This window comes from Microbacterium neungamense, from assembly GCF_024971095.1.
Taxonomy (GTDB): domain Bacteria; phylum Actinomycetota; class Actinomycetes; order Actinomycetales; family Microbacteriaceae; genus Microbacterium; species Microbacterium neungamense.
This window is the reverse complement of sequence record NZ_CP069717.1, coordinates 1,448,105-1,469,578: the sequence shown is the minus strand read 5'-3', so window position 1 is coordinate 1,469,578 and position 21,474 is coordinate 1,448,105. Positions and strand designations below refer to the sequence as shown.

General features: G+C 72.2%; 24 protein-coding genes and 3 pseudogenes. 18 read left to right on the top strand and 9 right to left on the bottom strand.

What is annotated here, in order from left to right; translation table 11 throughout:
• The first annotated feature begins 57 nt into the window (after positions 1–57).
• From JSY13_RS07060 to JSY13_RS07050, 3 genes and pseudogenes are all read left to right on the top strand, one after another.
• Positions 58–1,206, top strand: coding sequence for a MalY/PatB family protein (locus JSY13_RS07060; RefSeq protein ID WP_259606031.1), 1,149 nt, complete (start codon positions 58–60; stop codon positions 1,204–1,206).
• 110 nt (positions 1,207–1,316) lie between these two features.
• A pseudogene (locus JSY13_RS07055) lies at positions 1,317–1,955 on the top strand (MFS transporter); the annotation flags it as partial.
• A gap of 25 nt (positions 1,956–1,980) precedes the next feature.
• A complete protein-coding gene (locus JSY13_RS07050; RefSeq protein ID WP_259608257.1) occupies positions 1,981–2,361 on the top strand; it encodes a hypothetical protein in 381 nt (126 codons plus the stop codon).
• On the opposite strand, the gene JSY13_RS07045 is transcribed toward JSY13_RS07050, so the two are convergent.
• Positions 2,336–2,887 (bottom strand): TetR family transcriptional regulator, encoded by a 552-nt coding sequence (locus tag JSY13_RS07045; protein WP_259606030.1) that lies wholly within the window; start codon positions 2,885–2,887, stop codon positions 2,336–2,338. The genes JSY13_RS07050 and JSY13_RS07045 overlap by 26 nt on opposite strands.
• A gap of 100 nt (positions 2,888–2,987) precedes the next feature.
• On the opposite strand from JSY13_RS07045, the gene JSY13_RS07040 reads away from it, so the two are divergent.
• The 7 genes and pseudogenes from JSY13_RS07040 (at position 2,988) to JSY13_RS12685 (ending at position 7,855) form a co-directional block, all read left to right on the top strand.
• Positions 2,988–3,566, top strand: a complete 579-nt coding sequence (locus JSY13_RS07040; RefSeq protein ID WP_259606029.1) for a biotin transporter BioY — start codon at positions 2,988–2,990, stop codon at positions 3,564–3,566.
• Complete coding sequence (locus JSY13_RS07035) at positions 3,556–4,266, top strand: energy-coupling factor ABC transporter ATP-binding protein (RefSeq protein ID WP_259606028.1); 711 nt, start codon at positions 3,556–3,558, stop codon at positions 4,264–4,266. The genes JSY13_RS07040 and JSY13_RS07035 overlap by 11 nt, the downstream gene beginning before the upstream one ends.
• Positions 4,263–4,859: an energy-coupling factor transporter transmembrane component T family protein gene (locus JSY13_RS07030; RefSeq protein WP_259606027.1), complete on the top strand. Its 597-nt coding sequence runs from the start codon at positions 4,263–4,265 to the stop codon at positions 4,857–4,859. The genes JSY13_RS07035 and JSY13_RS07030 overlap by 4 nt, the downstream gene beginning before the upstream one ends.
• Positions 4,856–5,203: a CHY zinc finger protein gene (locus JSY13_RS07025; RefSeq protein WP_259606026.1), complete on the top strand. Its 348-nt coding sequence runs from the start codon at positions 4,856–4,858 to the stop codon at positions 5,201–5,203. Before JSY13_RS07030 ends, JSY13_RS07025 begins: the two co-directional genes overlap by 4 nt.
• 78 nt (positions 5,204–5,281) lie before the next feature.
• Positions 5,282–6,880, top strand: coding sequence for a ribosomal protection-like ABC-F family protein (abc-f, locus tag JSY13_RS07020; protein WP_284439532.1), 1,599 nt, complete (start codon positions 5,282–5,284; stop codon positions 6,878–6,880).
• A gap of 400 nt (positions 6,881–7,280) precedes the next feature.
• Positions 7,281–7,520, top strand: a pseudogene (locus JSY13_RS12690) (DUF222 domain-containing protein); the annotation flags it as partial.
• A 131-nt stretch (positions 7,521–7,651) separates the two neighbouring features.
• Positions 7,652–7,855 (top strand): HNH endonuclease, encoded by a 204-nt coding sequence (locus JSY13_RS12685; RefSeq protein WP_432806393.1) that lies wholly within the window; start codon positions 7,652–7,654, stop codon positions 7,853–7,855.
• Between the two features lie 86 nt (positions 7,856–7,941).
• Here JSY13_RS12685 and JSY13_RS07010 read toward each other — a convergent pair whose 3' ends face one another.
• The 3 genes from JSY13_RS07010 to JSY13_RS07000 are packed head-to-tail and all read right to left on the bottom strand — an operon-like array spanning position 7,942 to position 9,316.
• Complete coding sequence (locus JSY13_RS07010; RefSeq protein WP_259606024.1) at positions 7,942–8,751, bottom strand: SURF1 family cytochrome oxidase biogenesis protein; 810 nt, start codon at positions 8,749–8,751, stop codon at positions 7,942–7,944.
• Entirely contained in the window at positions 8,748–8,945 is a 198-nt protein-coding gene (locus JSY13_RS07005; RefSeq protein WP_259606023.1) for a hypothetical protein, read from the bottom strand. Before JSY13_RS07005 ends, JSY13_RS07010 begins: the two co-directional genes overlap by 4 nt.
• Positions 8,942–9,316, bottom strand: a complete 375-nt coding sequence (locus JSY13_RS07000) for a DUF3099 domain-containing protein (RefSeq protein WP_259606022.1) — start codon at positions 9,314–9,316, stop codon at positions 8,942–8,944. The genes JSY13_RS07005 and JSY13_RS07000 overlap by 4 nt, the downstream gene beginning before the upstream one ends.
• A 99-nt stretch (positions 9,317–9,415) precedes the next feature.
• Between JSY13_RS07000 and fabG the strand changes: the two genes are divergently transcribed.
• On the top strand, positions 9,416–10,126 hold the full coding sequence (fabG, locus tag JSY13_RS06995; protein WP_259606021.1) for a 3-oxoacyl-ACP reductase FabG: 711 nt from the start codon (positions 9,416–9,418) through the stop codon (positions 10,124–10,126).
• 16 nt (positions 10,127–10,142) lie between these two features.
• Here the strand turns inward: fabG and JSY13_RS06990 are convergent, their stop codons facing one another.
• From JSY13_RS06990 to JSY13_RS06980, 3 genes and pseudogenes are all read right to left on the bottom strand, one after another.
• Positions 10,143–10,607: an alpha/beta fold hydrolase gene (locus tag JSY13_RS06990; RefSeq protein ID WP_259606020.1), complete on the bottom strand. Its 465-nt coding sequence runs from the start codon at positions 10,605–10,607 to the stop codon at positions 10,143–10,145.
• A gap of 135 nt (positions 10,608–10,742) precedes the next feature.
• Positions 10,743–11,378 carry a phosphoserine phosphatase SerB gene (gene serB / locus JSY13_RS06985; protein WP_259606019.1) on the bottom strand — a complete coding sequence of 212 codons (636 nt, stop codon included), beginning with the start codon at positions 11,376–11,378 and terminating at the stop codon, positions 10,743–10,745.
• A gap of 17 nt (positions 11,379–11,395) precedes the next feature.
• A pseudogene (locus tag JSY13_RS06980) lies at positions 11,396–12,636 on the bottom strand (glucose-1-phosphate adenylyltransferase).
• A gap of 46 nt (positions 12,637–12,682) precedes the next feature.
• Here JSY13_RS06980 and glgA point away from each other — a divergent pair.
• The 3 genes from glgA to JSY13_RS06965 all read left to right on the top strand — a co-directional run bounded on the left by glgA (position 12,683) and on the right by JSY13_RS06965 (position 15,020).
• Positions 12,683–13,867 (top strand): glycogen synthase, encoded by a 1,185-nt coding sequence (gene glgA / locus JSY13_RS06975; protein WP_259606018.1) that lies wholly within the window; start codon positions 12,683–12,685, stop codon positions 13,865–13,867.
• 16 nt (positions 13,868–13,883) lie between these two features.
• Positions 13,884–14,666 carry an ABC transporter ATP-binding protein gene (locus JSY13_RS06970; RefSeq protein ID WP_259606017.1) on the top strand — a complete coding sequence of 261 codons (783 nt, stop codon included), beginning with the start codon at positions 13,884–13,886 and terminating at the stop codon, positions 14,664–14,666.
• Positions 14,667–14,768: 102 nt separating this feature from the next.
• Complete coding sequence (locus JSY13_RS06965; RefSeq protein ID WP_259606016.1) at positions 14,769–15,020, top strand: type B 50S ribosomal protein L31; 252 nt, start codon at positions 14,769–14,771, stop codon at positions 15,018–15,020.
• A gap of 508 nt (positions 15,021–15,528) precedes the next feature.
• Here the strand turns inward: JSY13_RS06965 and JSY13_RS06960 are convergent.
• Positions 15,529–16,245 carry a 3'-5' exonuclease gene (locus JSY13_RS06960; protein WP_259606015.1) on the bottom strand — a complete coding sequence of 239 codons (717 nt, stop codon included), beginning with the start codon at positions 16,243–16,245 and terminating at the stop codon, positions 15,529–15,531.
• 49 nt (positions 16,246–16,294) lie between these two features.
• Between JSY13_RS06960 and JSY13_RS06955 the strand changes: the two genes are divergently transcribed.
• Positions 16,295–17,200 (top strand): alpha/beta fold hydrolase, encoded by a 906-nt coding sequence (locus tag JSY13_RS06955; protein ID WP_259606014.1) that lies wholly within the window; start codon positions 16,295–16,297, stop codon positions 17,198–17,200.
• Here the strand turns inward: JSY13_RS06955 and JSY13_RS06950 are convergent.
• On the bottom strand, positions 17,172–17,645 hold the full coding sequence (locus tag JSY13_RS06950) for an Lrp/AsnC family transcriptional regulator (protein ID WP_259606013.1): 474 nt from the start codon (positions 17,643–17,645) through the stop codon (positions 17,172–17,174). The genes JSY13_RS06955 and JSY13_RS06950 overlap by 29 nt on opposite strands.
• A 166-nt stretch (positions 17,646–17,811) precedes the next feature.
• On the opposite strand from JSY13_RS06950, the gene pdhA reads away from it, so the two are divergent.
• Genes pdhA through JSY13_RS06935 form a run of 3 tightly spaced genes read left to right on the top strand, consistent with a single transcriptional unit; the run spans position 17,812 to position 21,471 of the window.
• Positions 17,812–18,924: a pyruvate dehydrogenase (acetyl-transferring) E1 component subunit alpha gene (gene pdhA, locus JSY13_RS06945; protein WP_259606012.1), complete on the top strand. Its 1,113-nt coding sequence runs from the start codon at positions 17,812–17,814 to the stop codon at positions 18,922–18,924.
• 1 nt (position 18,925) lies between these two features.
• On the top strand, positions 18,926–19,966 hold the full coding sequence (locus tag JSY13_RS06940; protein ID WP_259606011.1) for an alpha-ketoacid dehydrogenase subunit beta: 1,041 nt from the start codon (positions 18,926–18,928) through the stop codon (positions 19,964–19,966).
• Positions 19,963–21,471 carry a dihydrolipoamide acetyltransferase family protein gene (locus JSY13_RS06935; protein ID WP_259606010.1) on the top strand — a complete coding sequence of 503 codons (1,509 nt, stop codon included), beginning with the start codon at positions 19,963–19,965 and terminating at the stop codon, positions 21,469–21,471. Before JSY13_RS06940 ends, JSY13_RS06935 begins: the two co-directional genes overlap by 4 nt.
• The last annotated feature ends 3 nt before the right edge of the window (positions 21,472–21,474 follow it).

The window sequence follows — 21,474 nt, the reverse complement described above, 5'->3', positions numbered from 1 at the left end:
CGTGTCAAGGTTGAGCGAGCACCGCGAAGCGGAGCGAGTCGAAACCTTGGAGGACCGATGCGGGTGAAGGCCTTGCCCTTGGAGCAGTTGCGGCAGCGCACCAGCGAGAAGTGGCGGGAGTACCCCGAGGACGTCCTGCCGCTGTTCGTCGCCGAGACGGACTTCCCGCTGGCGCCCGCCGTCGCGCGCGCCCTGGAGCACGCCGTGCGGCTCGGCGACACCGGGTACATCGCCTCGCGCACCCCGCTTCCTCAGGCGTACGCGGCGTTCGCGCAGCGGCGTTTCGGCTGGACCCCGGATGCCGCGCGGATGCGCTCCACCGCGGACGTCAGCATGGGCATCGTGGAGCTCCTCCGCCGCGTGATCGCGCCGGGGGAGCGGGTGATCGTGAACCCGCCGGTGTATCCGCCGTTCTACGAGCTGGTCGAGGAAGCCGGCGGCGTCGTCGAGCGAGTGCCGCTGCGGGACACCGGCGGGGCGTGGGAGCTCGACCTGGACGGCATCGCCGCGGCGCTGGCATCCGGCGCACGCGCGGTGCTGCTGTGCAACCCGCACAACCCGACCGGCACCGTCCACTCGGCCGAGGCGCTGGACGCGCTCGCCCGGCTCGCCCGTGAGCACGGCGCGACGGTCGTCTCCGACGAGATCCACGCGCCGCTGGTGCAGCGCCGCGTCCCCTTCACGCCCTTCCTCGCCTCCGGAGACGCGGCGGCCGAGGTGGGCTTCACCGTGGTCAGCGCCAGCAAGGCCTTCAACCTCGCCGGCCTGAAATGCGCCCTGATGGTGGCCGGCTCCGCCGAGCACGCCGCGCTGCTGCGCGCGCTGCCCGTGGAGGTGGAGTGGCGCACCGGCCAGTTCGGCCTGCTCGCGGCGATCGCCGCGTTCGCACCGGAGAGCGACGAGTGGCTGGACGGCCTGCTCCTCACACTCGACGAGAACCGGCGGCTGCTGGGATCGCTGCTCGCCGAGCATCTCCCCGAGGCCCGCTACCGGATGCCGGATGCCGGATACCTGGCCTGGATCGACCTCGCCGGGCTCGGCTGGGGCGACAACCCCGCCCGCCGCATCCTCCGCGAGGCGAAGGTGGCCCTGCATTTCGGGCCGGCCTTCGGCGCGGAGGGACGCGGCCACGTCCGCTTCAACTTCGGCACGAGCCCGGAGATCATCACCGAGGCCGTGGAGCGCATCGCCCGGATCCGGGGGTGAGCACGATCGCGATCGCGACGATCTGGGACCGCGACCGGCTCGGCATCACGATCGGGTCGGTCGTCCTCATCCTCCTCGCGGCGATCGAGGCACTCGCCGTCACCACGGTGATGCCGATCGTCAGCCGAGACCTGGACGGGGAGGCGCTGTACGCGGTGGCGTTCTCGGGAACGCTCGCCACCAGCGTCATCGGCATGGTGGCCGCCGGGGCGTGGAGCGACCGGAGCGGGCCGCGGGCGCCGCTGTACACCGCCGTGCTGCTGTTCACCGCGGGGCTCGTGGTGTCCGGCGCCGCACCGGACATGGAGCTCTTCATCGCCGGGCGGCTGATCCAGGGGCTCGGCGCCGGCGGACAGACGGTCGCCCTCTATGTCGTCGTCGCGCGGGTGTATCCGCCGCAGCTGCACGGACGCATCTTCGCCGCCTTCGCCGCCGCCTGGGTGGTGCCGTCGATGGTGGGTCCGTTCCTCGCCGGCGCGGTGGCGGAGTTCCTGCACTGGCGCTGGGCGTTCCTGGGCGTCGCGGTGCTCACCGCGATGGCCTTCCTGCTCGTGGTGGCCAGGCTCCGCCGGGTGCCCCTCCAGGCGCCGGAGGGGGAGCGACCACTGCGCGGCCGGATCGGCATGCGGCTGATGCTGGCGGCGGTCGTCGCGGCGGCCGCGGTGGCGGTCGGCCTGGCGGGTGAGGCGCCCCCGGCGATCGGCTGGCCCGTCGCGCTGGCCGCGATCGCGGTGATCGGCGTCGCGATCGGCCATCCCGCTGCTCCTCGCCGCGGTGCTCGGGGTGCTCGCCGTGTCGGTGACCGGCGCCCTGCCCTGGCTCGTCGTCGGCGCGTGGGGTTTGGCCGGCGCCGGCATGGGCCTGATCTATCCGCGGCTCACGGTGCTCACGCTCGCGTACTCGACCCCGGCGAACGAGGGCTTCCACTCCTCGGCGCTGTCCATCTCGGACGCCTCCGGCTCCTCGGTCGCGATCGCGCTGGGCGGCCTCGTCTTCCTCGCCCTCCCGTCCGCGGCGGCCGGCTTCGCCGGCGTGTACCTGTTCACGGCGGCGCTGCTGCTGCTCTCCCTCGTCCCCGGGCTGCGGATGCGCGACGGGCTCCGGGTCGGAACCCGCGTCGAGGACGGGATCAGGACGGGCGACGGGCGGCGCTGAGCGCGGCGAAGGCGCGGATGCCCGCGTCGAACACCTCCGCGGAGCGGGCGGTCGGGTCGGCGGCATCCGGTTCCACCGCCCCGATGCTCTGCGCGTGCATCCGCTGCTGCAGCAGCATGGCGTGACCGAGGATGAACTCGAAGGCGGCATCCGCGAGATCCTCGTCCCCATCGGTGCCGAGCGAGGCGATCAGCGCCTCCTGGGCGCGCCGGGCGCCGAGGCGCAGCGCGTACGTGCTCATCACGACCTCCGCCCCGTCGCGGTAGGCGAGCAGCGAGTCGCGGATGGCCCGCGCGACGTCCGCGAGGGGCGCGGCCGGGTCGGGCTCGGGGACCGTGCGCAGGATGCGGTCCGCGACCGCGGCCAGCAGCTCCTGCTTGCTGGCGACGTGCCAGTACAGCGCACTGGGCTGCACGTCGAGCTCGGCCGCCAGCCGGCGCATGGACAGGTCCGGCAGCCCGACCCGGTCGAGCAGGTCGAGGGCGGCGCAGGTCACGCTCTCGCGGTCGTGCCGGGTGGGGGACATGATCCCGAGTATAGTGAACACCGTTCAGGTGAACACTGTTCAGGAAGGGTCCGCGCGGCGCCCGCCCGCTCCCGCATCCGCCTACCCGAAGGAGTCCCCGATGACCGATACCCCCGTGCGCCCGCTCGGCGCCGACCTCGCCCGCATCGCCGTGTTCGCGGCGCTCATCGTGGTGCTCGGCATGGTGGTCGTGCCGCTGCCGGGCGGCGTGCCGATCACGGCGCAGACCCTGGGCGTGATGCTCGCCGGCCTCGTGCTCGGTCCCCGCCGCGCGCCGCTGGCGATCCTCCTCGTCCTCGGACTGGCCGCGATCGGGCTGCCGGTCCTGGCCGGCGGCCGGGGCGGACTCGGCGTCTTCGCCGGACCCACGGCCGGGTACATGCTCGGCTGGATCTTCGGCGTCGTGGTGATCGGGCTGATCGCGCACCGCGGTCGGTTCACCTGGTGGCGCGCGGGCCTGGCCTGCGTGGCGGGCGGCATCCTCGTGGTGTACCTGTTCGGCGTCCCGGTGCAGGCGGCCGTGCTCGGCACGCCGCTGCTGCCGACCGCGGCATCCGCTCTCGTGTTCCTGCCCGGCGACCTGCTCAAGGCGGCGGCGGCCACGGCGCTCGCGGTCGCGCTGGCCCGGGCCTACCCGCGGGCGTTCGGAGGCTCACGGGCCCTCGCGCATGCGGCCTGAGACCGCGGCGGAGCCCCGCGCCACCGGCGGCGGGATCGTCGCCGACGGCGTCGGACTCACGATCGACGGCCGTGAGGTGCTGCACGACGTCACGCTGAGGTTGACCGCCCGGCGCACGGCTGTGATCGGCGCGAACGGCTCCGGCAAGTCGTCCTTCGCCCGGCTGCTGAACGGGCTGCGGATGCCGACGGCCGGCGCTCTGAGCGTGCTCGGCCTCGACCCGCGGAGGGACGCGGCGGCCCTTCGCGCGCGCGTCGGCTTCGTCTTCACCAATCCCGAGGCGCAGATCCTGATGCCCACCCCGGCGGAGGACGTGGCGCTGTCGCTGCGCGGCCTGGGCCGGCGGGAGGCGGATGCCCGCGCGCGGGAGATCCTCGCCGGTCACGGCCTGGATGCGCTGGCGGACGTTCCGGCATCCGCGCTGTCCGGCGGGCAGCGGCAGCTGCTGGCCATCGCGTCGGTGCTGGCGAGCGGGCCGGCGATGCTCGTGGCCGACGAGCCGACGACCCTGCTCGACCTGCGCAACGCCCGCCGGATCGGCGATCTGCTGCTCGGCCTGGACATCCCGGTGGTGCTGGTGACGCACGATCTCGAGCTCGCGGCGCGCTGCGAGGAGGCCGTGCTGTTCCAGGACGGGCGGGTGGGGGCCGTGGGGGAGCCGGAGACGGTGATCCGCACGTACCGGGCGGAGTGCGGATGATCTCGCTCTTCGTGCCGGGGGCAGGGCCGCTGCACCGGATGCCGGCTGGGGTGAAGCTCGCCGGGCTGGCGCTGTGCGCCCTGGCGATCTCGCTGTATCCGCACGGGGTGGTCAGCGTGGTGGCGATCCTCACGGCGGCGACCGCGGCGTACCCGCTCGCGCGGCTACCGTGGCGCGTGCTCGCCGCGTCCTGGTGGCGGATGCGCTGGCTGGTCCTGGTGCTCGGCGGGGCGCTGTGGGTGTTCGCCGGGGCGGATGCCGCCGTCGTGGCCGTCGGCCGCATGGTGTCGCTGCTGCTGCTCGCCGATCTGGTCACCGCCACCACCCGGATGGGGGAGCTGCTCGACGTCCTGCGACGGATGCTGCGGCCCCTGCGCCGGGTCGGCATCGACCCTGAGGGCGTTGCGATGACCTTGTCGCTGACGCTCGCGATGATCCCGGTCGTGGCGGGGTTCGCGGAGCGCGTGCGGGAGGCGCAGCGTGCCCGCGGTGTGCGCCTCGGGGTGCGGGCAGCGGTGCCGCTGCTGGTGATGACGATGCGGCACGCGGACGATGTGGGGGATGCTTTGGCGGCGCGGGGGCTGGTCCGATGAGCGAGGTGCAGGTGAGCGAGGTGTGCGTGGGCGGGGTCCTGGTCCGCGGGCGGGAGGTCGACCCGCAGACGCGATGCGCCCACTACCGCGCCGCGCACGACGTCGTCGCGATCCGGTTCGCCTGCTGCGGGGACTGGTACCCGTGCCTGCACTGCCACGCCGAGGCGGCCCGGCATCCGCTCCTGCCGTGGACACAGGCGGATGCTGGGGTCGAGGCCGCCCTGTGCGGGGTGTGCGGGGAGCGGATGCGGATCGCCGCGTACCGGGCGGCGGCCGCGTGTCCCGCGTGCGGGACGGCGTTCAACCCGGGATGCGTGCGGCACCACCCGCTCTACTTCGGCTGAGCCGGGCTCCCGGAAGCGGCTCCTATACTGGGAGGCTGGCCATTCGGCCGCCCACCCTCACGAAGAACGGATCCCGCTGTGCTTGCCGTGGACCAGCTCGAGATACGCGTCGGCGCGCGCGTGCTCATGTCCGACGTGTCCTTCCGCGTCGCCGACGGGGACAAGATCGGACTGGTGGGCCGGAACGGCGCGGGCAAGACGACCCTGACGAAGGTGCTCGCGGGGGATCTGCTGCCGTCGGAGGGCAAGGTGACCCGCTCCGGCGAGCTGGGGTACCTGCCGCAGGATCCGCGCTCGGGCGACCCGGAGATGCTCGCCCGCACCCGCATCCTGGACGCGCGCGGGCTCGGATCGCTGACCCTGGGCATCCGCGAGGCGTCCGAGCAGATGGGCTCGGCCGACCCCGCCGTCGCCGAGAAGGCGATGAAGAGGTTCGCGAACCTCACCGAGCGCTTCGAGGCTCTCGGCGGCTACGCGGCCGAGGCGGAGGCGGCGTCGATCGCGCACAACCTCTCGCTGCCGGATCGGATCCTCGACCAGCCGCTGAAGACGCTGTCGGGCGGTCAGCGCCGGCGCATCGAGCTCGCCCGCATCCTGTTCTCGGACGCCGGGACCATGATCCTGGACGAGCCGACCAACCACCTCGACGCGGACAGCGTGGTCTGGCTGCGGGACTTCTTGAAGGGCTACAAGGGCGGGCTGATCGTGATCAGCCACGACGTGGAGCTGGTCGGGGAGACGGTCAACCGGGTGTTCTACCTGGACGCCAACCGCCAGGTCATCGACATCTACAACATGAACTGGAAGAACTACCTGCGCCAGCGGGTGGCCGACGAGGAGCGGCGCAAGAAGGAGCGCGCGAACGCCGAGAAGAAGGCGACGCAGCTGCAGCTGCAGGCGGCCCGCTTCGGGGCGAAGGCGACGAAGGCCGCGGCGGCGCACCAGATGCTCGCGCGGGCCGAGAAGCTGCTGTCGGGACTCGAGGAGGTGCGGCAGGAGGACAAGGTCGCCAAGCTCCGGTTCCCGAAGCCGGCGCCCTGCGGGAAGACGCCGCTGCAGGCGAAGGGCCTGTCGAAGTCGTACGGGTCGCTGGAGATCTTCACAGATGTGGACCTCGCGATCGACCGCGGCTCGAAGGTCGTCGTGCTCGGGCTCAACGGCGCGGGCAAGACGACGCTGCTGCGGATCCTCGCCGGCGTGGACCAGCCCGACACCGGGCGGCTCGAGCCGGGGCACGGCCTGAAGATCGGATACTACGCCCAGGAGCACGAGAACCTCGACGTCTCGCGCACCGTGCTGCAGAACATGGTCTCCGCGGCGCCCGACCTCACCGAGACCGAGGCGCGCAAGGTGCTCGGCTCCTTCCTGTTCACCGGGGACGACGTGCACAAGCCCGCCGGAGTGCTCTCCGGCGGCGAGAAGACCCGACTGTCGCTGGCGACCCTCGTGGTGTCGTCCGCGAACCTGCTGCTGCTCGACGAGCCCACGAACAACCTCGACCCGGCCTCCCGCGAGGAGATCCTCGGCGCGCTGGCGCACTACGAGGGCGCCGTGGTGCTGGTGTCCCACGACCCCGGCGCCGTGGAGTCGCTGAACCCCGAGCGGGTGCTCATCCTGCCCGACGGGGTCGAGGACCTGTGGAGCAAGGAGTACCAGGAGCTCATCGAGCTCGCCTGAGGCTCCGGGCCGGCGGTCCGTACTCGAAATTCGTCGACACGGATCGCGGAGGCGCTCGACGCGTTGATCGCGGTCGGCGGCGACCGTGTGCCGGACGCGCTGACCGACGCCGAACTCGCCGCGGTCAACGCGGCGTTCGGAACGCTGCGGCGGTGCGTCGAGGCGGCGCATGTGAAGATCGCCGCCGAGGTGGCCCGGCGGTCCACCGCCGATCTCGGGCGCGACTCCTTCGTCCGGCGCCGCGCACGTCGATCTCGGGAGAACGGATGCCGGCCAAGCATCCGCACGTCGCGCGAGCGCTCGACGCGGGGGAGCTCTCGGTCGCCGCCGCGTCGGAGATCATCCGGATGCTGGACAGTGTCGCGCCCCGCGCCGACGCGGACAGCGCGGCCGAGATGGAATGGCACCTCGTCGAGCGACCGCGAGGGATGCATCCGGGTCGAGGGGCGGTTCGATCCCGAGACCGGTGCGTCGATCGTGGCCGCGCTCGGTGAAGCAGATGCAGGCCGACGCCCTCGCCGACCTCTGCCGGCACGCGCTCGGCTGCACGAAGATGCCGACGCTGGCGACGACCACGGTCGTGGTCCGCATCTCGCTCTCCGATCTCCAGAGCGGCGCGGGGACGGCCACGATCGACGGGATCACCCAGCCGGTTTCGGCGGCGACCGCGCGGCGGATGGCCGCGGACGCCCAGGTGCGAACGCGACGGCGGGTGCGCTTTCTGCGGGGCACCGCCCGGGGTACGTGGTGGCGCATCACCTGCGCTGGTGGATGCGGGACGGCGGAGGCACGGATCTCAGCAACGGCATCCTGCTCTGCGTCGCCTGCCATCACCGCATCCACGACGACGGCTGGGAGATACGCATCGAGGGGACGGGCGTGACGGCGACGCCGGTCTTCATCCCGCCGCCCTGGCTGGACCCTCAGCGCACACCCCGGCGCGGCGGCCGGGCACGATTCGACCTGGCCGCCTGAACCCGAACCGCACCCGGCCGCTACCGCGGGTGGCTACCGCGGGCGGCTACCGCGGGCGGCTACCGCTGGGCGGCTACCGCGGGCGGCTACCGCTGGGCGGCGTCGAGCAGGGCGTCCTCGTCGTCGGCGTCGCGATCGCGCCGGCGAGAGGCACGGGCGGGGCGCTCACCGGCATCCTCGCGGGCCTTCACGATCTCGGTGCGGATCACGTAGCCGATGAACCCGAAGCCCATCACGGCGAACAGGATCCACTGGATCGCGTACGACAGGTGCGGCCCCGGGTCCTCGGTGGGCGACTCGAACCCGCCGGGCGTGCGGTCGGCCGGCGGCGTCTCCGACACCAGCTGCCCGTACGCGCCCGTGACGAGCGCGGCGTCGACCGCCGCGTCCACGGTCGGCAGGTGGATCGTCGGCACCTGTCCCTCGGGCGCGCCCCGCCCGGAGGAGGGCAGCGGCTCGCCGGGACGCAGCCGGGCGATCACCGTCACCTCGCCGGAGGGCGGCGCCGGGACCGCATCCGGGGCGTCGCCGTCCCCCGGCGGCACCCAGCCCCGATCCACCAGCAGCACCAGGCCGCTGCGGTCGCGGAACGGGACCAGCACCTCGAAGGCGCTCGTGCCGCCGTGGGGACGGTTCCGCACCAGCACCTGCTGATCGGCGAGATACTCGCCGTGCAGTTCGACCGGACGCCACTCGTCACCGGGGTCGAGCTCATCGCCGTCCAGCACCGCGTCGAGCGGGGCGGCGGGCGCATCGTAGTTCCGCTCCACGAGCGCGATCTGGCGCGCACGCTCTTCGTTGCGGTCGAACTGCCAGTGCGACAGGAACGCGCAGGCGACCGCGAAGCCCGCGGCCACCAGCAGATAGGCGCCCCAGCGCAGCATCCGCCGGCTCACTCGGGAAGACCCTCTCGCACGTCGACGGGGAAGTCGCGCGCACGCAGGTAGTCGCCCAGATACCCGACGTGCTCATCGCAGGCCAGCCAGATCTTGCGGCGATCCTCGCCGTGGATGCGCGGGTTGCGCCACACGACGTGATGAGTCGCGGTGCGCCGGCATCCCGCGCGGGAGCACTCGAACTCCTCGGTCACTTCCCCTCGTCCCGCTCGTCGGCCCGCGCATCCCCGCGGTCGGGGCTCTCGTGGATCGTGATCACGTCCGGCGCCGTCGGCTCCGGTCCCGTCGTCGCGGGCGCGCCGAGCTGCGGGCCCGGGGACTCCACGCGCGTCTCCACACTGTCGCTGCCGGCGTTCGCGAAGACGACGGCGATGTACGGCAGCACGGCCGCGGCGATCGCGAACACCCACGTCCACCAGCCGTAGGGCTGCACGAACGCCATCAGCAGGAAGCACACCATCCGGATGCCCATGGTGAGCGCATACCGGCGCACGCGGTGGCTCGCCTCATCATGCGGCGCCTGCGGCAGAGAGGTGACAGCGGGGGCGTGTCGGGTGTGCTTCACGGTGCTTCCAGCCTACGCCGCGCGGGGGTGCCCGGACGCGTCCGCCCGGCCCCGCCGATAGGATGTCCTCGGTCCCGAACGAACAGGCAGGAGCCCCTCATGAGCACGGATCGCGTCGTCCTCGTCACCGGCGGAAACCGCGGCATCGGTCGTGCGATCGCCGAGCGCTTCGTCCGCGAGGGGTACCGGGTCGCGGTCACCGCCCGCAGCGGCGAGGGCCCGGAGGGGACGCTCACCGTGCGGGCCGACGTGACGGATGCCGCGGCCGTCGACGCCGCCTTCACTGAGGTCGAGCGGCAGCTCGGCCCGGTCGAGATCGTCGTCGCGAACGCCGGGATCACCAAGGACACCCTGCTGATGCGGATGTCGGAGGACGACTTCGACAGCGTCGTCGCCACGAACCTGGGCGGCTCCTTCCGCGTCGTCAAGCGCGCCTCGAAGGGGATGCTGCGCGCCCGGTTCGGCCGCGTCATCCTCATCTCCAGCGTCGTCGGCCTGTACGGCTCGGCAGGCCAGGTCAACTACGCCGCCTCCAAGAGCGGCCTGGTCGGCTTCGCCCGCTCGCTCACCCGGGAGCTGGGCGGCCGCGGGATCACCGCGAACGTCGTCGCTCCGGGCTTCATCGAGACCGACATGACCGCCGAGCTGCCCGAGGAGACCCAGAAGCAGTACAAGGCGAACATCCCGGCGGGGCGCTTCGCGACCGCCGACGAGGTCGCCGGCGTGGTGACCTGGCTCGCCTCCGACGACGCCGCCTACATCTCCGGCGCGGTCATCCCGGTGGACGGCGGCCTCGGGATGGGCCACTGAGCACCACCCCGCGGGCCTAGCGCTTCACCGCCTCCACGAGCAGCTCGCCGAGCCGCTGCGGCCAGCTGAACTGCGGCCAGTGCGCCGAGCCGATCCGCGCCACCTCGACGTCCTCGATCGCGCGGTACTCGTCGGCGTACGGCCCCCACTTCTCCAGCTCGCGCTCCAGAGCCTCGCGGTCGTACTCGCCCATCAGCATCTCGGTCTCGAAGTCGTTGATCGGGAAGCCGGGCGGCGTGGGCACGGTGTCGACGAACACCACCCGCGCCACACGGTCGGGCCGGGCATCCGCCGCACCCCACACGACGCTGCCGCCGCCGGAGTGCCCCACGAGCACGACCTCGCCGGGAAGCGCGTCGATGCGCTCGACCGCCGCCGCCACCCATTCCGCGAGCCCGATCCCGTCGGGGTGCGGCTCGTCGACGCCAGGCATCGTCATCGGATGCGGGCGGAGGCCGGCGGCCTCCAGCGTTGGTGTCACCTCGTCCCAGGAGGACGCGTCGAGCCAGAGACCGGGGAACCAGAATGATGTCCATGGTCCCGACGCTACGGGATGCCGCCGACATCGGCCCCCGGCATCCGCTCACGGCAGAGCTCGGGATGAGCCCGGGACGGCTCAGGGCAGGAGCGGGATGACCTCGCGCAGGTCCACCGGCCCGACCACGAGGCTCGCCGCCTGGCGGACGGCGGGCTTCGCGTTGAAAGCGATGCCGAGGCCGGCCGCCGCCATCATCAGCAGGTCGTTCGCACCGTCGCCGATCGCGATCGTGGCCCGCCGCGGCACGCCCAGTTCGTCCGCCCACTCCTGGAGGGCGGCGGCCTTCGCCGCGGCATCCACGATGGCGCCGTCCACCAGCCCTGACAGCGCGGCCGCCGCGATCGCGAGCCGGTTCGCGCGCCAGCGGTCCACGCCGAGCGCCGGCGCGATGTGGTCGAGGATCTCGTGGAACCCGCCCGAGACGACGCCGACCACGCCGCCGCGCTCATGCACCGCCTCGATCAGCTCGTGGACGCCGGGGGTCGGACGCACCCGCGCGCGGACCGTCTCGAAGGCCGTCTCCGGCACTCCCTCGAGCGCCGCCACCCGCGAGCGCAGGCTGGCGGCGAAGTCCACCTCGCCGCGCATGGCCGCCTCCGTCGCGGCCTGCACCTGCTCGCGCCGGCCGGCCTCCTCGGCGAGGAGTTCGATCACCTCATCCTGGATGAGCGTGGAATCGGCATCGAGGACGACGAGGAAGCGCGCTGCGGTCACCCGATCGAGCGTAGCGGTCAGCGCGCGACGTGCACGCCCTTGCCCACCACCGTGATCCCGGACTCGGTCACCGTGTAACCGCGCTCCAGGTCGCGCTCCCGGTCCACACCGACCGTCGCTCCGTCCTCGAGCACCACGTTCTTGTCCAGGATCGCCCGGCGCACGCGCGCCCCGGCACCGACCCGCACCCCGTCGAACAGCACGGAGTCCGTGATCGTCGACCCGCCCGCGGCGAGCGTCCACGGCCCGACCACGCTGCGCTCCAGATGCGTGCCGGAGAGGACCGAGCCGAGCGAGACGATCGAGTCGATCGCGTTCCCGATCCGGCCCACCGAGTCGCGCACGAATTTCGCCGGCGGCGAGTTCACCGACTGCGCGTGGATCGGCCAGTCCGTGTTGTACAGGTTGAACACGGGCAGCGTGGAGATGAGGTCCATGTGCGCGTCGAAGAACGACTCGATGGTCCCCACATCGCGCCAGTACGAGCGGTCGCGTGGCGACGAGCCCGGGACGTCGTTCTGCTTCATGTCGTAATACCCGGCTTCGCCGCGGTCGACGAAGTAGGGGATGATGTCGCCGCCCATGTCGTGCCCGCTCGTCGCGGACTCCCCGTCCGCCTCGACCGCGGCGACGAGGGCATCCGCGTCGAACACGTAGTTGCCCATCGAGGCGAGCACCTCGCTGGGGGAGTCGGTCAGCCCCGTGGCATCCGTCGGCTTCTCCAGGAACTGCCGGATGCGGCCGGTTTCGGCATCCGCGTCGATCACGCCGAACTGCGAGGCCAGCGCGAGCGGCTGACGGATGCCGGCCACGGTGGCGGCCGCGCCGGACTCGATGTGCGCCTGGACCATCTGCATGAAGTCCATCCGGTACACGTGGTCGGCGCCGATGACCACGACGATGTCCGGCTTCTCGTCGACGATCAGGTTGAGGCTCTGCAGGATCGCGTCCGCTGACCCTGAGAACCAGCGCTTGCCGAGCCGCTGCTGGGCCGGCACCGACGCCACGTACGAGTTCAGCAGCGCGGAAAGCCGCCAGGTCTGGGAGATGTGCCGGTCGAGGCTGTGGGACTTGTACTGCGTCAGCACGACGATCTGCCGCAGCCCCGAGTTGATCAGGTTGGATATCGCGAAGTCGATGAGGCGGTACTGCCCCCGAAGGGCACCGCGGGTTTGGCTCGATCCGCTGTGAGAGGCATGAGTCGCTTGCCCTCGCCACCGGCGAGGATGATCCCGAAGACCTTCTTTGGTGCCGACATGGTTCCACCATAGAGGGCGAATCCCGTCGTGTACTAGCGTTCAGTCATGAGAGTCGACATCGTGACGAAGGAGTATCCGCCGGAGATCTACGGCGGTGCCGGCGTGCACGTCGCGGAGCTCGTCGCGGCCCTCCGCCGGAGCATCGACGTGCAGGTGCGCGCGTTCGGAGCGGAGCGCGGAGAACCGGGCACGCACGCCTATCGGACGCCGGTCGAGCTCGCCGGCGCGAACGCCGCCGTGCAGACGCTCGGCACGGATCTCACCATGGTCGGCGACATCGCCGGCGCCGACGTCGTGCACAGCCACACCTGGTACGCGAACTTCGCCGGACACCTCGCTTCGCAGCTGCACGGCATCCCGCACGTGCTCACGGCGCACAGCCTTGAGCCGCTGCGGCCCTGGAAGGCCGAGCAGCTCGGCGGGGGCTACGCGGTCTCGAGCGGCATCGAACGGCTCGCCTACGAGAACGCCGCGGCGATCATCGCCGTGAGCGCCGGCATGCGCAACGACATCCTCCGCAGCTACCCGCAGGTCGACCCCGAGCGGGTGCGGGTGATCCACAACGGCATCGATGTGGAACGCTGGCGGCCGGTCGAGAACCCGGAGTTCCTGGCATCCATCGGCATGGACCCGTCCCGCCCGTCCGTCGTGTTCGTCGGGCGGATCACCCGGCAGAAGGGGCTGCCGTACCTCCTGCGCGCCGCCCAGCAGCTACCGCCCGAGGTGCAGCTCGTGCTGTGCGCCGGCGCCCCCGACACGCCCGAGATCATGGCCGAGGTGCAGGAGCTCGTGCGGGTGCTCCAGCAGACCCGCCAGGGCGTCATCTGGATCGAGCGGATGCTGCCGCGCGACGAGCTGTCCGCGATCCTCACCGCCGCCACGACGTTCGTGTGCCCGTCGGTGTACGAGCCGCTCGGTATCGTGAACCTGGAGGCGATGGCGTGCGGCGCGGCGGTGGTCGGCACCGCCACCGGCGGCATCCCGGAGGTCGTCGACGACGGCGTCACCGGGCGCCTGGTGCCGATCGAGCAGCTGCAGGACGGCACCGGCACCCCGGTCGACCCGGACCGGTACGTCGCGGACCTGGCGGCGACGCTCAGCGAGGTGGCGATGGATCCCGCGCGGGCCGCCGAGTACGGCGCCGCCGGACGCGAGCGCGCCCGCAGCGCGTTCAGTTGGGGTGCCATCGCCGACACCACGCGCGCGCTCTACGAGGAGCTGACGGCCTGAGCGATAGGCTGGCGGCATGCCGAGTGCTCTGGAACTCACCGATGTCGTCGTGCGCCGCGAGGGGCGCAACATCGTCGATCACGTGACCTGGGCGGTCTCGGATGACCAGCGATGGGTCATCCTCGGACCGAACGGCGCGGGCAAGACGACGCTGCTGCAGTTGGCGGACACGCTCCTGCATCCCACCTCGGGAACCGTGACGGTGCTCGGCGAGACGCTCGGGCGCACCGATGTGTTCGAGATCCGGCCGCGGATCGGCTTCGCATCATCGGCGATGGCACGCCGGGTTCCCCGCGACGAGACGGTGCTGAACGCCGTGCTCACCGCGGCGTACTCGGTGCTCGGTCGCTGGAACGAGGCGTACGAGGGCATCGACGAGCGCCGTGCCCAGCGGGTGCTCGCCGAGTGGAAGCTCGAGCACCTGTCCGAGCGGCTGTTCGGCACGCTCAGCGACGGCGAGCAGAAGCGCGTGCAGATCGCCCGCGCGGTGATGACCGACCCGGAGCTGCTGCTCCTCGACGAGCCGACCGCCAGCCTCGATCTCGGGTCCCGCGAGGAGCTGCTCAGCCTGCTCGGCGGCTACGCCGGCTCGCCGACGACGCCGGCGATGGTGATGGTCACCCACCACGTGGAAGAGATCCCCATCGGGTTCACCCACATGCTGCTGCTGCGAGAGGGGCGGGTGGTGGCATCCGGCCCGATCGAGGAGACGCTCACGTCCGACTCGCTCAGCGAGGCGTTCGGGATGCCGATCGCGCTGTCCGCCGAGGGCGGCCGCTTCGCGGCCCGCGCCGCCTGACGGGTTTCTGTCCCCGCCCAACAACTGATAGAATCGACCCTTGGTGCATCTTGTGCCCTCCGGCTTTTCCGAAGTACACCCTCCGCGATCCAAGGATTCCGCATGAAGACTGACATTCACCCCGACTACCAGGCCGTCGTGTTCCGCGACCTCGGCTCGGGCGAGACCTTCCTCACCCGCTCCACCGTGACCAGCGACAAGACGATCGAGCTGGACGGTGTGGAGTACCCCGTCATCGACGTCGAGATCTCCTCGGCCTCGCACCCGTTCTACACGGGCAAGCAGCGCATCATGGACTCCGCCGGCCGCGTGGAGAAGTTCAACCAGCGCTTCAAGAACTTCGGCGGACGCTAAGTCCCATACGGCGTGTCGCCGGGATAGTCCCCGGACAGACATCAAGAAGGCCCCCACCCTCGATTCCGAGGTGGGGGCCTTCTGCGTGGCCGATGAGACCGCGCGCGTGAGGAGATTCGGTCTCTTCGGGAGCGGGTCAGGGCCTCGCGATGCTACCGCGGGTCATGAAAGCGAGGGGCGCCGATCTCCCAGCCTGCGAACCGCGGGGCGGTGGCCAGGCCATCGGGGTCGGGTGCGTTCAGCGGCGGGCTTTGCGCGCGCCGCGGATGGCGACGGTGAGCGCCGCGAGCGAGACGCCGAGGGCCGCCGCGGAGACGATCCACGTGAGTAGTTCCATTCTCGCTTCTCCTTTGCCATGCTGGGACGGTGGCCCCGGGATGCTTACTCTATCCCGGGGCCTCTCTTCTCCCTCCGCATCCGTTTGGGGCGGATTCCTGCGTTCGGGGCGGGGTATGTGCGCCCCGAACGCGAAAACCCGCCCCGACCCCGCCGGATCCGGAGCGGGGACTCAGGCGGATTCCCCGCGGACCGGCCAGGTGCCGTCCACGGTCTGTTCCGGGTCCAGCCGGCCGATCCTGATGAAGTATTCGGTCAGGCTGGACGCCTGCGCCCGCGCCCACGCGATCTGCCGGGTGTGCAGCTCGACCGGCGAGTCTGGCAGCGGGAACCGGCGGGCGAGAGCCTGCGCCACGCGCCCCGCGGCGACCGCATCCGCGGACGCCTCGTGTGCGGCGTCCAGTCCGACCGCGTAGTGCGCGGCCACGATCTCGAGCGTGCGCTTCCCCGGCCGGTAGCGGTCGTAGGCCTTGTCGATCACGAACGGGTCGATCACCGGCGCGGGATCCACCAGCTCCGGAACACCGTGCCGCCGTGCCTCGTGCGCGAGCAGGGAGAAGTCGTACGACGCGTTGTACGCCACGATGGGCAGGCCCTGCGCGAGCAGGGTGCGCAGCGCCCGGGTGATCTCGGCAACGACCTGGGCCGCCGGCCTGCCGTGCGCCCGGGCGTGCGCCGTGGTGATGCCGTGCACCGCTGCGGCGCCCTCCGGGATCTCCACCCCAGGATCGGCCAGCCAGTCCCGCGCGGCGATCTCCCGCCCGCGGGCGTCGAGCACGCCGACGTGGGCGGTGACGATGCGGTCGGCGGTCACGTCGACACCGGTCGTCTCCAGGTCGAACACGCCGACCCGGGTGATCCAGGACGGGAGCTGCGCTGCGTGGGTCATGGCGACAGGGTAAGCGTGGGCTCCGACACCGCCCCCGTAGACTCGGACCATGCCCGCGACCTCCCCCTACGCTGCGCGCCTCGCGGAGGTCCCGGTCGAACGGCGTGAGGTGGAGATCGACGGCTCCGTCACGGCGTACTGGGTCTACGGGCCGCCTCCCGCGGAAGCCGCGGCCACGATCGTGGCCGTGCACGGCTTCCGCGGCGAGCACCACGGCCTCGAGCCGGTGATCGCCTTCCTGCCCGGGGTCCGGGTGCTCTCACCCGACCTCCCCGGATTCGGGGAGACACCGCCGCTGCCCTCCGGCCGGCACGACCTCGAGGCGTACACCGGCTGGCTCACCGCGTTCACCGCCGCGGTCGCCCCGGGGGCCGTGGTCCTCGGCCACTCCTTCGGCTCGATCGTCGCCTCTGCGGCCGTCGCGGAGGGCCTGCGGACGCCGCGCCTCATCCTGATCAACCCAATCGGCGCCCCGGCCCTGGAGGGGCCGAAGGGGCTGCTCACCCGGCTCGCCATCCTCTACTACACGCTCGGCGCCCGCCTGCCCGAGCGGCTCGGAACCGCCCTGCTGCGGCATCCGCTCATCGTGCGCGCGATGAGCATCGCGATGGCGAAGACGAAGGATCCGGTGCTCCGCCGTTTCATCCACGACCAGCACGACACGTATTTCTCGCGGTTCGCCGATCGCGACCAGCTGCACGACGCCTTCGTCACCAGCGTCTCGCACGACGTGCGCGCCTTCGCCCCCCGCATCGACGTGCCCACGCTGCTGATCGCGGCGCAGCGGGACGACATCACCCCGATCGAGGCGGAGCGGAGGCTCGCGACGATGTTCCCGCACGCCGAGCTCGTCGAGATCGCCGACGTCGGGCATCTCATCCACTACGAGACGCCGGCCGAGGCGGCCGCCGCGATCCGTCGCTTCCTCAGGCTTCCCGTCGCGCCAGGCCGATGAGCCCGGCGACGCGGAACGGGATCACCTCGCCCCTCGCCAGCGAGGTCTCGGTGCGCTCCACGCCGTCGATCGAGAGGATGCGGGCGTCCGTGTCGAACAGGTGGCGCGCGTCGCGGCAGGCCACCCGGGCGAGCAGATCGACCGAGCCGCTCAGCCCGTGCGCCTGCACGATCTCCGGCACGCGGGCCAGCTCGGAGATGATCTGCGGCAGCTCCGTCTGGCGCACGCCGATGCTGATGAACGCCTGCAGCGGGAACCCCAGCACCTCGGTCGAGAACGACCGCTCGTAGGACTGGAACACCCCCGTCTGCTCGAGCCTGCTCATCCGCGCCTGGATGGTGTTGCGGGACAGCCGGAGCCGCTCGGCGAGGGCCACCACGGTGATCCGCGGGTCCTCGGCGAGCGCGGTGAGCAGATCGAGATCGGTGCGGTCGAGCGCGGGCATAGTGCCACACGATAGCAGGCGGCACCGGCCACCGCCTGGGCAACATGCTCACCGGCCCCGGACATGCTTGAGCGAGGTGTCACACGGACGTACCCTCGAATCAGGGCCGACGATGCCGTCGGTCGCCGTGGACGCCCCACAAGGGCAGCACGTCAGGAGGACACCGATGTCACCGCACACCGCACCGATCGTGGACACCGCTCACGATCTCGAACTCGCCGAACGGATCCTCGCTCCGGACGGCTCCCGCGTGCCGAATCCCCAGCTGGACCGACATCTCGCGGACCTCACCCCGCAGACCCTCCGGGACCTGCACCGCGACATGGTCGTGCTGCGCCGCATCGACGCCGAGGGCGTCGCCCTGCAGCGTCAGGGCCAGCTCGGGCTGTGGGCGCCCTGCCAGGGCCAGGAGGCCGTGCAGATCGGCACGGCCCGCGCCCTCGCCCCCCAGGACTTCGTCTTCCCGAGCTACCGGGAGACCGGTGTCATGTACGTCCGCGGCGCCCAGCCCGGCGACTACGTGCGCATGTGGCGCGGCGAGGAGGGGGCGGCCTACGACCCCGCGGCGCTGCGCATGGCGCCGCTGCAGATCATCATCGGCGCGCAGACGCTGCACGCGGCCGGCTATGCCCTCGGCATCCGCAACGAGGGCATCGACGAGGTGGCCGTGGCCTACTTCGGCGACGGCGCGACCAGCCAGGGCGATGTGAACGAGGCGATGATCTTCGCGTCCTCGTACCGCGCCCCGGTCGTCTTCGTGTGCCAGAACAACCACTGGGCGATCTCCGAGCCGGTCGGCCTGCAGTCGCAGTACCCGCTCGCCGGACGCGCGCCCGGGTTCGGCATCCCGAGCCTGCGCGTCGACGGCAACGACGTGCTGGCGTGCCTGGCCGCGATGCGCTGGGCGCTCGAACACGCCCGCTCCGGCAAGGGCCCGGCGTACCTGGAGGCCGTGACGTACCGGATGGGGCCGCACACCACCGCCGACGACCCGAAGCGCTACCGCGACGATGCCGAGCTGGAGGCATGGCGCCGACGCGACCCGATCACCCGCCTCGAGGCGCACCTGCGCGCCGCCGGTCAGCTCGACGAGGCGCACCTCGCCGCCGTGCAGGAGGCCGCGGATGCCGCCGCCCGTGAGATGCGCGCCGCCTGCCTGGGCATGACGACGCGCCCGCCGCTGGCCGTCTTCGACGGCGTCTACGCCGAGCCGCACTCCGGGCTCGCCCGTCAGCGCGAGCAGTACCGGGCCTACCTCGACACCTTCGCGGAGGCGTGACATGGTCCAGCTCACGCTCGGCAAGGCCCTGAACGCGGGCCTGCGCCAGGCCATGCTCGACGACGACAAGGTGGTGCTGCTGGGCGAGGACATCGGCCGCCTCGGCGGGGTCTTCCGGATCACCGACGGGCTGCTCGACCAGTTCGGCCCCAAGCGCGTGATCGACACGCCGCTGGCGGAGTCCGGCATCGTCGGCACCGCGGTCGGGCTCGCCTTCCGCGGCTACCGGCCGGTCGTCGAGATCCAGTTCGACGGCTTCGTCTACCCCGCGTTCGATCAGATCGTCTCGCAGGTGGCGAAGCTGCACTACCGCACGCAGGGACGGGTGCGGATGCCGATCACGATCCGCGTCCCGTGGGCCGGCGGCATCGGCGCGGCCGAGCACCACTCCGAATCGCCCGAGGCGTACTTCGTGCACACCGCCGGGCTGCGGGTGGTCGCCGTGTCCAACCCGCAGGACGCGTACCGCTGCCTGCGCCAGGCGATCGCCTCGGACGACCCGGTCGTCTTCTTCGAGCCGAAACGGCTGTACCACCACAAGGACGAGGTCGATCTGGCCGCCCCGCTCGCAGACGCCCCGCCGATGGGGCTGGCGCAGATCGTCCGGCCCGGCCGGGACGCCACGGTGATCACGTACGGCGCCATGGTGCGCACCGCTCTCGACGCCGCCGCGGCCGCCGAGGACGAGGGGATCTCCCTCGAGGTCATCGATCTGCGCTCGCTGTCGCCGGTCGACTACGACACGGTGGCCGCGGCGGTCCGCCGGACCGGCAGGGTGGTCGTCGCGCACGAGGCGTCCCGTGAGGCCGGGGTCGCCGCCGAGGTGATCGCCAGCATCACCGAGCTGTGCTTCGAGTACCTCGAGGCGCCGCCGCTGCGGGTCACCGGCCACGACATCCCGTATCCGCCCGCCAAGCTCGAGAAATACCACCTGCCCGATCTCGACCGCATCCTCGACGCCGTGGACCGGGTGCTGGACCGCCCCAGCAGCCTCAGCGTCGCCGGTGACGGCTCCGCCGACGGGAAGGGGACGCAGCGATGATCGCCGAGTTCCGCCTGCCCGATCTCGGTGAGGGACTCACCGAGGCGGAGGTCGTGCAGTGGCTGGTGCAGCCCGGAGACACCGTGGCGCTCAACCAGACCCTCGCCGAGGTGGAGACCGCGAAGGCCGTGGTCGAGCTGCCCTCGCCCTACGCGGGGACGGTCGCCAGCCTGCACGCCGAGGCGGGCGAGACGGTAGCCGTCGGCTCGCCGCTGATCGCCTTCGACGTCGCCGGCGACGGCCCGGATGCCGGAGCACCGGGAGCATCCGATGCCGCGGCCGCGTCGTCGCCGGAGGTCGCGCCGGATGCCGGCACGCGAGCGGATGCCGACGCCGGCACGAGCACGCAGGGCGAGACGGCGCACGAGGTTGCGACGGTGCACGACCCCGCGACGGCGGGAGAAGCCGCCGCGGACGCAGGGGAGAAGGCGCAGCCCAACCTCGTCGGATACGGCGCCGCACCCGCGGCCGGCGACCGGCCGCGGCGCCGGCCGCGCCGGGCATCCGCGGCACCGGCCGCCACCGCCGCGGACACCGCCGTCATCGAGGCCGCGCCGCATGACGCGCTCCCACCCGCCGCGGCGGAGCCCGTGGTGGGCGAGCGCCCGCGCTCCACGCCGCCGGTGCGCGCCTACGCCAAGCGCCGGGGCGTCGACCTCGTACTCGTGGCGGCGCAGGTCGGCGACCGGCTGATCACCCGGGAGGACGTGGACGCTTACGCCGACAGCGCCGGCATCCCGCTCGCACCCGCGACGGCGCCGGAACCGTCCGCCGCACCGTCGGCGGTCCCCGCGCTGGGCGGCCCGGAGCGGGAGACCCGCATCCCGATCCGCGGCGTGCGCAAGCACACCGCCCAGGCGATGGTGCAGAGCGCGTTCACCGCCCCGCACGTGACCACGTTCCACACCGTCGACGTCACCGCGACGATGGATCTGATCGCGCAGCTGAAGGCGGACCGCGCGCTCTCGGGCCACCGGATCGGTCCGCTCGTCCTCGTCGCCAAGGCCGTCTGCCTCGCGCTCGGCCGCAACCCGTCGCTGAACGCCCGCTGGGACGAAGAGGCCGGCGAGATCGTGCAGCACCACTACGTCGATCTCGGCATCGCCGCCGCCACCGAGCGCGGCCTGATCGTGCCCAACATCCGCGACGCCGACCGGATGTCCCTCACCGAGCTGGCCGACGCGCTGCAGGCGCTCGCCGAGACCGCGCGGGCCGGCAAGACCGGCCCCGCCGAACTCGCCGGCGGCACCTTCTCGATCACGAACATCGGCGTGTTCGGCATCGACGCGGGGACGCCCATCCTGCCGCCCGGACAGTCCGGCATCCTCGCGGTCGGCGCGGTGCGCCGGCAGCCGTGGGAGCACGAGGGCGGGATCGCGCTGCGTCAGGTGATGACGCTGAGCCTGTCCTTCGACCACCGCCTGGTGGACGGTGCGGAAGGCGGGCGGTTCCTCAAGGACGTCGCCGACATCCTCGAGCAGCCCGGCCGGGCGATGCTGTTCTGACGG